Genomic DNA, 11,629 nt, shown 5'->3' on the forward strand with positions numbered 1-11,629 from the left:
CTCTCGACGTGCACCGCAACGCCCACCAGGGCAAGGTCGGCGTGCTCGCCCTCGCCCCGCAGGAAGGCCTCGGCGTCCGTAACGAAGAGAAACGCGCGAAGCACATCGAAGGCATCAACGCCTTCCGCGGCGCGTGAGCGTGACGACGCCGGGAGCGGCCGCACTCCCGGCGTCGGGAACCCACCGGGAGCCGGCGGGATCCGCCGGTTCCTTTCGCCGCGGCAGACGGCGCGTTCGGCGCACCGCACGGGTGCTCACCCTTCCGTGACCCGGCTGCGACTACGGTAGGTCCCATGAGCCTTGGCGATGAACGGGAGCTTGTGCCGCTGGGAGCCGGCTTCGACGTGACGAAGCGCGGGTACAGCAAAGCGCAGGTCGACGAGCACCTCGAACGGCTGGACGCCGACCTGAAGATGCTCACCGCCGATCGGGACGCCGCCATCGTGCAGGCCGGCGACCTGGCCCGTCAGCTGGAGATCGCGCGCGGTGAGATCGCGGACCTGCGTGGGCAGGTCGACCGGCTGGCCCAGCCGCCGACCAGCGTCGAAGGCCTGTCCGAACGGCTGCAGCGGATGCTGCGCCTCGCGCAGGACGAGTCCGCCGACACCCGCGCCCGCGCCGAAGCCGAGGCCGGGCACATCCGGGCGAAGGCCGAGACGGACGCCAGCGCCATGCGCGCCCGCTACGAGCAGCTGCTCACCGAGCTCGACCTGCGGCGCAAGGAAATGGAAGCCGAGCACCGCAAGGTCCTCGAAGACGCCCGCGCGCAGGCCAAGAAGATCACCGACGAGGCCGAAGCGGAGCGCAAGCGGCTCGACACCGAGTCGGCGGACCGCCGGACCAAGGTCGAAGAGGACTTCGAGATCGCGATGGCCTCGCGCCGCACCGAGGCGATGCGGGTACTGGCCGAGCAGGAGGCGGCCAGCAAGGCCGAAGCCGCGCGGCGCGTCCAGGAAGCCACCCAGGACGCCGCCGACATCCGCGCGAAGGTCCTCGAAGAGGAGAAGGCCGCGAAGGCCGACATCGACCGCCGGCAGCGGGAGTCGGTCGCGGAGGCGAACAAGCGCCGTCAGGACTCGATCACCGAGGCCAACGCCCGGCTCGCCGAGGCCGCCGACGAGGCTCGGCGCCGCGTGACGACGGCCACCGAGGAGTCGAACCGGCGGATCACCCAGGCCAACGAGCGGGTCGACGCGCTGCGCAAGGTGCGCGGCGGGCTGGCCGAGCAGGTCCGCGCGGCGCGGGCGGTGCTGGCCGAGGCGCACACCGTCCTCGGCGACGAGGTGAAGGTGCCCGCCGACGTCAAGGCCGACCTGGCGACGGACCGGAAGCCGGACGCCGTCGACGAGACCGAGCAGACGGTCCGGGTCACCGACATCGAGGAGACGATCCGGATCCGCGCCTCCGACGTGCCGAAGCCGAAGCCCGGCGCCAAGCCGGCGGCCAAGCCCGCCCCCACGGCGCCCCCCAAGGCAGCGCCGAAGCCGGCTCCGCGGGCGAGCGGAGCGCAGAAAGCGACTGGCGAGTAACCTTCCACCCGACAGGGCGCGGACGAGCCTGCGCGGTCGGTACCGACCGGCTATCGTCCCTGCTCACGCGGGATCACCTGGAGGTTTTGCGCATGGGTGCGGCATATCGGACCGTGGTGGTGGGCACGGACGGCTCGGAGTCCTCGTTCGCGGCGGTGGACCGCGCGGCGGCGGTGGCCGGCGACGCGGGCGCCACGCTCGTCATCGCGTGTGCGTACTACCCGGCGAGCCAGTCCGACGTCGAGAAGGCCCAGGACGCCCTCGGCGAGGAGGCGTACCAGGTCGTGGGCTCGGCACCGGCCGAAGACACGCTGCAGTCGGCGCGGGACCGGGCAGCACGCGCGGGCGCGGAGAAGATCGACACGGTCGCGGTGAAGGGCGACCCGGTCGACTCGCTGCGCAAGGTCGTCAAGGAGCGCGAGGCCGACCTCCTGGTGGTCGGCAACCGCGGGCTGAACACGATCGCCGGCCGGATCCTCGGCTCGGTGCCGTCCGAGGTGGCGCGCAAGTCCGGCGTGGACGTGCTGATCGTCCACACGACCTGACGTGGCCGATCCGAGCGAGGAACTTCAGCAGCGGCTCGAACGCGTCCTGCTCGGCGGCAGGCGGAAGTACACCCGCCTGGAAGTGGCGGAGAAGGCCGGCGTGCCCGAGGAGCGGTCACGCCGGCTCTGGCGCGCGCTGGGGTTCGCGACCGTGCGCGACGACGAGGTGGTCTTCACCGACGCGGACGTCGAGGCCATGCGGACGGCCGACCAGCTGGTGCAGTCGGGGCTGATCGACCCGAGCATCGAGGTGTCGGTGACGCGCGCGCTCGGCCAGCACCTGTCGCGGCTGGCCGAATGGCAGGTCGACATGCTGTGGCAGCTGATCAGGGAGCAGCCGGAGCTGGGCCGCAGCGAGCGCCAGGTGACGCGGCTGGTCGACCGGTTGCTGCCGGAGCTCGAGCAGGTGCAGAACTTCGTCTGGCGCCGGCACCTGGCGGCGTACGCGGGGCGGGCGTTCGCGGCCCCGGACGAGCACCTGGAAAGCCGCACCGAGGTGGTCGGGTTCGTCGACATGGTGGGCTACACGCGGCTGACCCGCCAGATCGGCGAGGACGAGCTCAGCCGCGTGCTCGACGCGTTCGAGACCCTGGCCACGGAGGTGATCGCCGACCACCACGGCCGGGTCGTGAAGATGATCGGCGACGAGGTCCTGTTCGTGGCGGACTCGCCGGTCGACGCGGCGGAGATAGCCCTGACGCTGACCGAGCGCACGTCGGCGGACGAGAGCCTGCCGGCGGTCCGCGCGGGCATGGCTTCGGGCCGGATCCTGTCGCGCTTCGGCGACGTGTACGGCTCGGTGGTCAACCTCGCGGCCCGGCTGACGTCGGTGGCCCGCCCCGGGACGATCCTGGTCGACCGCGAGCTGGCGGCGGAGCTGGCGGAAGAGAAGGCGTACGAGCTGCGCGCCCGCAGGCCGGTGACGGTCCGCGGCTACAACCGCCTCCGCCCGGCGGCGCTGCGCCGGGCGAGCGAGGCCCCGACGGGCATGTTCGCGAGCTCCCAGCAGCTGGCGGCGGAGATGCTGGGCCTGGCGGACCCGGCGGCCCGGGAGGAGTACGGCACGCCGCCGGAGGAGCAGGTGACGGAGGCCCCGGAGCCGAGGCCCCGCCGCCGGCGACGCCTACGCTGAGCGGCTCGCGCCGGCAGCCGCGCAGGGGTGGCAGAACCCCACACCGTGAGCCGCCCGTGGCTCAGGCGTCGAAGTCGACCGTCAGGGTCTCCGAGACCGGGTACGACTGGCACGTCAGCACGAACCCCGCCGCGACCTCCGCCTCCTCCAACGCGAAGTTGCGCCGCAGGTCCACCTTTCCCTCCGTCACGCGGGCACGGCACGTTCCGCACACCCCGCCCTTGCAGGCGAACGGCAGGTCCGGGCGGAACTTCTGCGCCCCGTCGAGCACGGACGTCGAACGCGGCAACGTCATCGGCGTCGCGCGGCCGTCCAGGATCACGGATACCTCCGATGCCTCCCCCACCACCTCCGGGTCGAGGTGCTCCACCGGGGCCGATGGGGTGTCCACGTAGAACAGCTCCTGGTGCACCTTCGAAGCAGGCACGTCCAGGGACGCCAGGAGCTCCCGCGCGCCCGACACCATCTCGAACGGGCCGCACAGCCACCAATGATCGACCGAAGAAACCGGCACCAACGTCGAGAACAGCGTGCGCAGCTTCGGGACGTCCAAGCGGCCCGTGAACAGCTCCGCCTCGCGGGGCTCGCGCGACAGGACGTGGATCAGCTCCAGCCGTGCGGGTGCGCTGTCCTTCAGGTCCGCAAGCTCGTCCGCGAACATCACCGTGTCCGTGCGGCGGTTTCCGTACAGCACCGTCACCGTCGCCGTGGACGACTTCAGCAGCGAGGACACGATCGACAGCACCGGGGTGATGCCCGAGCCCGCCGCGATCAGGACGTGGTGGCCGCCCTCCGCGAGGTCCGGGGTGAACGACCCCGTGGGCGGGGCGACCTCGATCGTGTCGCCCGGGCGGACGTCGTTCACCAGCCATGACGAGAAGAACCCGTCCGGGACCAGGCGGACGCCGACCCGGGGGGCCGAGCCCGCCGGGGCGCAGATCGAGTACGACCGGCGCTCGTCGCGGCCGTCGATCGAGCGCCGCAACGTCAGGGACTGGCCCGGCTTGAACGCGTACTCCGCAGCCAGCGACGCCGGCACGTCGAACGTCACCGCGACCGCGTCGTCGCACAGCCGCTCGACGTCGGCCACCTTCAGGGAGTTGAACCGCGCCACTTCAGATCTCCTTGACGTGCTCGAACGGCTCGAGACAGGCTCGGCAGCGCCGCAGCGCCTTGCACGCCGTCGCGCCGAACCGGGACTGCTCTTCGGTGTCCGCCGACCCGCAGTGCGGGCAGAGCACGCGCGACACCGGCGCCGACAGCGTCAGCGGGATCGGGCCCGAGCGTCGCGGTGCCGCACCCGGCGGCGCGATGCCGGCCTCGGCGAGCTTGCGGCGCCCCGCGGCCGAAATCCAGTCCGACGTCCACGCCGGCGACAGCTGCGTCCGGATCTCGACGTCGGCGTAGCCCGCCGAAACCAGCGCGTGCTCCAGGTCGTCGCGCATGGTGTCCATCGCCGGGCAGCCCGTGTACGTCGGCGTAATCGCGACGACCACGCGTCCCTCGGACTCCGACACCGAACGCAGCACGCCCAGGTCCGCCAGCGTCAGCATCGGCAGCTCCGGGTCGGTGACCGTGGCGGCCACCGCGGCCGCGGTCACCATCGCGCGTCCGGCATCGCGCGGGCCACGCTCTGCAGCTCCGCCAGCAGGTAGCCGAAAGACTCGGTGTGGACGCCGTCGCGGCCCGTCCGGCCCGACACGCCGGCCAGCTCACCCGACGACGGCCGCGCCAGCGTCGCCGCCGCGAGAGCCTGGTCCAGCACCGCGTCGAACTCGGGGCGCAGCGACGCCGCGTCGACGAACTCCACCGGGTGGGTGCGGAACAGCTCCCCCACGTACGGCCAGACCGCGTCCAGGCCTTCCTGCATCCGCGCGTGCGACAACGGCGTGCCGTCGCCGAGGCGGACCAGCCACTGCGCCGCGTAGTCGCGGTGGTAGGTCAGCTCCTTGACGCCCTTGTCCGCGATCGCCGCCAGCACCGGGTCCACCGACGGCTCCAGCCGCTGGAACAGCGCCAGCCGCCACGTGGAGTACACGAACAGGCGCGCGATCAGGTGCCCGAAGTGGCCGCCGCCCAGCTCCGCGAGCCGGACGTTGCGGAACTCGTTCTCCGCGCGGAGAAAGGCCAGCGAGTCCTCCGAGCGACCCGAGCCGTCGGCCTTGCCGGCGCGGGCGAGCAGCAGGCGCGCCTGGCCCAGCAGGTCGAGGGCGATGTTGGCGATGGCGACCTCGTCCTCCAGCTCGGGGGCGTTGGTGCACCACTCCTGGAGCCGGTGGGAAAAGATCAGCGCGTCGTCGCCCAGCATCAGGCAGTACGCCGCCAGGGCAGCACCGTCCACACCGGACGGGACCGAAGTGTCCACTCCGGACAGCGGGTCCTCGAAGCCGGTGCCGAACGCCCAGCGGGCGTCGTTCTCCTCGGTGATGGCCTCGTACACGTTGTCGAAACTCATATGTGCGGCACCTCCTCGGGAATGTCGTAGAACGTCGGGTGCCGGTAGACCTTGTCGCCGCTGGGTGCGAAGAACGGGTCCTTCTCGTCCGGCGACGACGCCGTGATGTCGGCCGCGCGCACGACCCAGATCGACACGCCTTCGTTGCGCCGCGTGTAGAGGTCGCGGGCGTGGTGCAGCGCCATCCGGTCGTCGGCCGCGTGCAGCGAGCCGACGTGCACGTGGTTCAGCCCGCGCTTGCCGCGGACGAACACCTCGTACAGCGGCCAGTCGTGCTTGACCGGGCCCGGGGCGGCGGGGACGCCTTCGAGGGGGACGGCGCCGTGGCCACCTTCGGAAGTCAGCTCGCTCACTTGTGCTCCTTCTTCGCGGCGTGCGCCACCGCGGCTTCCCGCACCCAGGCGCCCTCTTCGTGCGCGCGACGCCGGTGGGCGATCCGCTGCGCGTTGCACGGGCCGTTGCCCTTGAGCACGTTCTTGAACTCGTCCCAGTCCACGGCGCCGAAGTCGTAGTGCCCGCGCTCGGGATTCCAGCGAAGGTCCGGGTCCGGGAACGTGACGCCGAGGGCTTCGGCCTGCGGCACCGACATGTCCACGAACCGCTGCCGCAGCTCGTCGTTGGTGTGGCGCTTGATCTTCCACGCCATCGACTGCGCGGTGTTCGGCGAGTCGGCGTCCGGCGGGCCGAACATCATCAGCGACGGCCACCACCAGCGGTTGACGGCCTCCTGGACCATCTCCCGCTGCTGCTCGGTCCCGCGCATCATGGTCATCAGCAGCTCGTAGCCCTGCCGCTGGTGGAAGGACTCCTCCTTGCAGATCCGGATCATCGCCCGCGCGTACGGCCCGTACGAGCTGCGGCAGAGCGGCACCTGGTTGCAGATCGCCGCGCCGTCGACCAGCCAGCCGATCACGCCGACGTCGGCGAAGGTCAGCGTCGGGTAGTTGAAGATCGACGAGTACTTCTGCTTGCCGTTGATCAGCTTGTCGGTCAGGTCCGCCCGGTCCGCGCCCAGCGTCGCCGCCGCGGAGTACAGGTAGAGGCCGTGGCCGGCTTCGTCCTGGACCTTGGCCAGCAGGATCGCCTTACGCCGCAGCGATGGCGCCCGCGTGATCCAGTTGCCCTCGGGCTGCATGCCGATGATCTCCGAGTGCGCGTGCTGCGCGATCTGCCGGATCATCGTCTTGCGGTAGCCGTCGGGCACCCAGTCACGCGGCTCGATCCGCTGGTCGCGCTCGATGGTGTGCTCGAAGTGTTCTTCGAGAGAAACAGTGGCCGTCACGGCTGCTCCTTCGACACCAGCGTCAGGACGTCGTACTTCGCCACCGACTCGCCCTCGGCGTTGGTGACGTCGGCGTCCCAGCGGACCTCGCCGTAGTCCTGGTCGATCCGCGGGGTGATCTGCTTCGCGGTCAGCGTCACGGTCAGCGAGTCGCCGACCTTGACCGGGGTGAGGAAGCGCAGGTTCTCCAGGCCGTAGTTGGCCAGCACCGGGCCCGGCTCGGGCGAGACGAACAGACCCGCCGCGAAGGAGACGACCAGGTAGCCGTGCGCGACGATCCCGCCGAACAGCGGGTTCGCCGCGGCGGCTTCGGGGTCGGTGTGCGCGTAGAACGTGTCGCCGGTGAACTCGGCGAAGTGGTCGACGTCTTCCTGGGAAACAACCCGCGGGCCGGCCACCACCGAGTCACCGATGCGCAGCTCGGCCAGGGACTTGCGGAACGGGTGGACGCCTTCGGCGCGCGGCGCGCCGGCGACCCAGCGGCCGGTGACCGCCGACAGCACCGCGGGCGAGCCCTGGACCGCCGTGCGCTGCATGTGGTGCAGCACCCCGCGGACGCCGCCCATCTCCTCGCCGCCGCCCGCGCGGCCCGGGCCGCCGTGGACCAGCTGCGGCATCGGCGAACCGTGGCCGGTGGACTCCTTCGCGTCTTCGGCGTCGAGCACCAGCAGGCGGCCGTGGAACGGTGCCGCGCCGAGGACGACCTCGCGCACGAACTCCTTGTCCGCCGACACGACCGATCCGGCCAGGCTGCCGCCACCGCGCGCGGCGAAGTCGACGACCTGCTCGGTGGACGTGTACGGCATCAGCGTGGAGACCGGGCCGAACGCCTCGACCTCGTGCGGCTCGGAGCGCTCGGGGTCGGCCTTGAGCAGCACCGGCGAGATGAAGGCGCCGCGCTCGGCGTCGGCGTCGACGACCTCGACGCGCTCCGGGTCGCCGAACACGACGCTCCCGGCGTCCAGCAGGGCCTTCAGCGACCGCCGGACCTCCTCGCGCTGCTCCAGGCTGGCCAGCGCGCCCATCCGGACGCCTTCCGACGCCGGGTTGCCGACGGTCACCTTCGCGAGCCGCTCGGACGCGGCGGAAGCGACGTCGTCGAGCAGCGATGCCGGGACGAACGCGCGGCGGATCGCGGTGCACTTCTGGCCGGCCTTGACCGTCATCTCGGTGACGAGCTGCTTGACGAACAGGTCGAACTCGGTCGTGCCCTGGACGGCGTCCGGGCCGAGGATCGAGCAGTTCAGCGAGTCGGCCTCGGCGTTGAACCGGACGGCGTTGCGGATGATCACCGGGTGCGCCCGCAGCTTCTGGGCGGTCGACGCCGAGCCGGTGAACGACACGAGGTCCTGCGCGGTGACGTGGTCGAGCAGGTCGCCGGCGCTGCCGGCCACGAACTGAAGCGAGCCCTCGGGCAGGATCCCGGACTCGATGATCAGCTCGACCACGCGGGCGGTCAGGTAGGCGGTCTGGCTGGCCGGCTTGACCAGGCTCGGGACGCCGGCCAGGAAGGCGGGCGCGAACTTCTCCAGCGGGCCCCACACGGGGAAGTTGAAGGCGTTGATCTGGACGGCGACGCCCCGCAGCGGCGTCGCGATGTGCTGGGCGACGAACGTGCCCCCGCGGCTGAGCGGCTCGACGTTGCCCTCGACGTAGACGGTGTCGTTCGGCAGCTCGCGCTTGCCCTTGGAGGCGTAGCTGAACAGCACGCCGATGCCGCCGTCGATGTCGAACTTGGAGTCACCGAGGGTGGCCCCCGTGCGAGCGGAGAGTGCGTACAGCTCGTCGCGGTGCTCGCGCAGGTGGGACGCCAGTGCCTTGAGCAGGGCCGCACGCTGGTGGAACGTCAGCTCCCGCAGGGCCGGGCCGCCGACCGTGCGGCCGTACTCGAGAGCGGCGGCGAAGTCGACGCCGTTCGACGAGATCCGGGCGACCTCCTCGCCGGTGGCCGCGTCGTGCAGCGGGACGCCCTCGTCCGCCGCCGTGTGCCACCCGCCCGAGACGTAGCTGCGCAGCAATGCCATCAGGTCCCTCTCGCCGAATTACCTACCGGACGTTCAGTTAATCGCATGGTATCCGCTGCGGCCGAAGATCGGAAGGCCGGCGCTTGACACCGGCCCCGGCCACTGCCTTTACTGAGCGGCACCGCGAGGTGACCGTCCATTCGGTCAGTGGGACGGAGGGTGCATGACCAACGCCGCGCACACCATGTTCGCCGCCGACGAGGCGTCGCGCGCGCTGGGCATCGAACTCGTCGAGGCCGCCGACGGCCACGCCGTCGCGACCATGACGATCACCCGCGCGATGGTCAACGGCCACGACATCGCCCACGGCGGGTACGTCTTCCTGCTGGCCGACACGACCTTCGCCTGCGCCTGCAACACCCATGGCCCGGTGACGGTGGCCGCGGGCGCCGAAATCTCGTTCGTCGCGGCCGGCCGGCTCGGCGACCACCTCGTCGCGACGGCCACCGAGCGCACCCGCTTCGGCCGCAACGGCATCTACGACGTCACGGTGCACCGGGAGACCCCCGCCGGGCCCGAGGTCGTCGCCGAATTCCGCGGCCGCAGCCGCGTCCTCTCCGCGAAACAGGACCGACCATGATCGAGACGGACATCGGCGCCGACGAGCTGGCCGCCCTCCAGCTGGAACGTCTGCAGTGGACACTCCGGCACGCCTACGCGAACGTGCCCGCGTACACGCGCAAGTTCGACGAGGCCGGCGTCCACCCGGACGACTGCAAGGAACTGGCCGACCTGGCCAAGTTCCCGTTCACCACCAAGCAGGATCTGCGCGAGAACTACCCGTTCGGGATGTTCGCCGTGCCGCAGGAGGATGTCCGGCGCATCCACGCTTCCAGCGGCACCACCGGGAAGGCCACCGTCGTCGGGTACACCGAGCAGGACATCGACACCTGGGCGACGGTGATGGCCCGCTCGATCCACGCCGCGGGCGGGCGGCCCGGGCACAAGGTGCACGTCGCCTACGGCTACGGCCTGTTCACCGGCGGGCTCGGCGCGCACTACGGCGCCGAGAAGCTCGGCTGCACGGTGATCCCGGCGTCGGGCGGGATGACCGCGCGGCAGGTGCAGCTGATCACCGACTTCCGGCCCGAGGTCATCATGGTGACGCCGTCGTACATGCTGACGCTGCTCGACGAGTTCGAGCGGCAGGGTGTCGACCCGCGTGCGTCGTCGCTGAAGGTGGGCATCTTCGGCGCCGAGCCGTGGACCGAGCAGATGCGCGCGGAGATCGAGGAGCGGTTCGCGCTCGACGCCGTCGACATCTACGGGCTGTCGGAGGTGATGGGCCCGGGGGTCGCGCAGGAGTGCGTCGAGACCAAGGACGGCCTGCACATCTGGGAAGACCACTTCTACCCCGAGGTGATCGACCCGTACTCCGAGGACGTCCTGGGCGGCGGCGAGACCGGGGAGCTGGTGTTCACGTCGCTGACCAAGCAGGCGCTGCCGATCATCCGCTACCGCACCCGCGACCTGACGGCGCTCTCGCCGGGGACCGCGCGGCCGGCGTTCCGGCGGATGGCCAAGGTCACCGGGCGCACCGACGACCTGATCATCCTGCGCGGGGTCAACGTCTTCCCGACGCAGATCGAGGAGATCGTGCTGCGGACCGACGGGCTGAGCCCGCACTTCCAGCTCGTCCGGTCCACGCGCGGGCGGCTCGACCACCTGACCGTGCGGGTGGAGGCGCGGCACGACACTTCTGCTGCTTCGCGGGAGCAGTCGGCGGCCTCGCTGGTTTCGCAGGTGAAGGACGGCGTCGGGGTGACCGTGTCGGTGGACGTCGTCGACCCGGACACCCTGGAGCGGTCCATGGGCAAGATGCGGCGGATCATCGACCAGCGGGAGCGGCCGTGACGACCCCGCGGCGCGGACGCCCCGGCTACGACCTGGAGTCGCTGCTGCAGGTGGCGGTGAAGCTGTTCAACGAGCGCGGCTACGACGGCACGAGCATGGAGGACCTCTCCCGCAAGCTCGGCATCACGAAGTCGGCGATCTACCACCACGTGCCGAGCAAGGAGGAACTGCTGCGGCTGGCGGTGGACCGGGCCCTGGACGGGCTGTTCGAGGTGGCGTCGGCGACGGCCCAGCTGGACGGCCGGGCGATCGACCGGCTGGAGCACCTGGTGCGCGGCAGCGTGCTGGTACTGGCGGACCGGCTGCCGTTCGTGACGTTGCTGCTGCGCGTACGGGGGAACACGAAGGTGGAGCGCGCGGCGTTGGCACGCCGGCGCGAGTTCGACCGGCTGGTGACGGACCTGGTGAAGCAGGCCGAAGCGGAGGGCGACATCCGCCCGGACGTCGACCCGGCGGTGACGGCGCGGCTGGTGTTCGGCATGGTGAACTCGCTGATCGAGTGGTACAAGCCGCGCCGGGGTTCGGCGGCGGCCGAGGTGGCGGACGCGGTGTGCAAGGTGGCCTTCGAGGGCCTGCGCACCGGAACGTGAGCCGGGAGCCGCTTGCGCCCCAATGTGGCCTTCGGTGCGTTGAACGCACCCAAGGCGGCCTTCGGTGCGTTGAACGCAACCAAGGCCACATTGAGGTTTTCTCAGTAGGGCTGGGCTCGGGTGGGCGTGTTGGCGTGGGATGAGGCGTGGGGCCCCTGGTAGGACTGGATTTGCGAAGATCGAATCCTAGAGTTCCAGAGGCCCCACGTGATCCATTA

Annotated in this window: 12 protein-coding genes; 6 read left to right on the forward strand and 6 right to left on the reverse strand. The window is 71.2% G+C overall.

Features of this window, described 5'->3' with window-relative positions; all coding sequences use genetic code 11:
* Positions 1 to 320: 320 nt before the first annotated feature.
* The 3 genes from I4Q55_RS48670 to I4Q55_RS48680 all read left to right on the forward strand — a co-directional run bounded on the left by I4Q55_RS48670 (position 321) and on the right by I4Q55_RS48680 (position 3,206).
* The gene (locus I4Q55_RS48670) at positions 321 to 1,529 is read left to right on the forward strand and encodes a chromosome segregation protein (RefSeq protein WP_206797858.1); all 1,209 of its coding nucleotides are present in this window, start codon (positions 321 to 323) and stop codon (positions 1,527 to 1,529) included.
* Positions 1,530 to 1,621: 92 nt separating this feature from the next.
* On the forward strand, positions 1,622 to 2,074 hold the full coding sequence (locus I4Q55_RS48675) for a universal stress protein (protein WP_091306092.1): 453 nt from the start codon (positions 1,622 to 1,624) through the stop codon (positions 2,072 to 2,074).
* Between the two features lies 1 nt (position 2,075).
* Complete coding sequence (locus I4Q55_RS48680; RefSeq protein ID WP_206797839.1) at positions 2,076 to 3,206, forward strand: adenylate/guanylate cyclase domain-containing protein; 1,131 nt, start codon at positions 2,076 to 2,078, stop codon at positions 3,204 to 3,206.
* Between the two features lie 61 nt (positions 3,207 to 3,267).
* On the opposite strand, the gene paaE is transcribed toward I4Q55_RS48680, so the two are convergent.
* The 6 genes from paaE to paaZ form a co-directional block, all read right to left on the reverse strand.
* A complete protein-coding gene (paaE, locus tag I4Q55_RS48685) occupies positions 3,268 to 4,320 on the reverse strand; it encodes a 1,2-phenylacetyl-CoA epoxidase subunit PaaE (protein ID WP_206797841.1) in 1,053 nt (350 codons plus the stop codon).
* Between the two features lies 1 nt (position 4,321).
* A complete protein-coding gene (gene paaD, locus I4Q55_RS48690; RefSeq protein WP_206797843.1) occupies positions 4,322 to 4,810 on the reverse strand; it encodes a 1,2-phenylacetyl-CoA epoxidase subunit PaaD in 489 nt (162 codons plus the stop codon).
* A complete protein-coding gene (paaC, locus tag I4Q55_RS48695) occupies positions 4,804 to 5,661 on the reverse strand; it encodes a 1,2-phenylacetyl-CoA epoxidase subunit PaaC (protein ID WP_206797845.1) in 858 nt (285 codons plus the stop codon). Before paaC ends, paaD begins: the two co-directional genes overlap by 7 nt.
* A complete protein-coding gene (gene paaB, locus I4Q55_RS48700) occupies positions 5,658 to 5,924 on the reverse strand; it encodes a 1,2-phenylacetyl-CoA epoxidase subunit PaaB (protein WP_206797860.1) in 267 nt (88 codons plus the stop codon). The genes paaC and paaB overlap by 4 nt, the downstream gene beginning before the upstream one ends.
* A gap of 86 nt (positions 5,925 to 6,010) precedes the next feature.
* Positions 6,011 to 6,943: a 1,2-phenylacetyl-CoA epoxidase subunit PaaA gene (gene paaA / locus I4Q55_RS48705; RefSeq protein WP_206797847.1), complete on the reverse strand. Its 933-nt coding sequence runs from the start codon at positions 6,941 to 6,943 to the stop codon at positions 6,011 to 6,013.
* Positions 6,940 to 8,967, reverse strand: a complete 2,028-nt coding sequence (gene paaZ, locus I4Q55_RS48710) for a phenylacetic acid degradation bifunctional protein PaaZ (protein ID WP_206797849.1) — start codon at positions 8,965 to 8,967, stop codon at positions 6,940 to 6,942. The genes paaA and paaZ overlap by 4 nt, the downstream gene beginning before the upstream one ends.
* A 163-nt stretch (positions 8,968 to 9,130) precedes the next feature.
* Between paaZ and paaI the strand changes: the two genes are divergently transcribed.
* From paaI to I4Q55_RS48725, 3 genes are read left to right on the forward strand one after another with little or no spacing between them, the layout of a single operon-like run.
* Positions 9,131 to 9,547: a hydroxyphenylacetyl-CoA thioesterase PaaI gene (paaI, locus tag I4Q55_RS48715; protein ID WP_206797851.1), complete on the forward strand. Its 417-nt coding sequence runs from the start codon at positions 9,131 to 9,133 to the stop codon at positions 9,545 to 9,547.
* Positions 9,544 to 10,821, forward strand: a complete 1,278-nt coding sequence (gene paaK / locus I4Q55_RS48720) for a phenylacetate--CoA ligase PaaK (protein WP_206797854.1) — start codon at positions 9,544 to 9,546, stop codon at positions 10,819 to 10,821. Before paaI ends, paaK begins: the two co-directional genes overlap by 4 nt.
* Positions 10,818 to 11,411, forward strand: coding sequence for a TetR/AcrR family transcriptional regulator (locus I4Q55_RS48725; RefSeq protein ID WP_206797856.1), 594 nt, complete (start codon positions 10,818 to 10,820; stop codon positions 11,409 to 11,411). The genes paaK and I4Q55_RS48725 overlap by 4 nt, the downstream gene beginning before the upstream one ends.
* Positions 11,412 to 11,629: the final 218 nt, after the last annotated feature.

Origin of the sequence: Amycolatopsis sp. MtRt-6, from assembly GCF_017308975.1 — a bacterium.
Taxonomy (GTDB): domain Bacteria; phylum Actinomycetota; class Actinomycetes; order Mycobacteriales; family Pseudonocardiaceae; genus Amycolatopsis.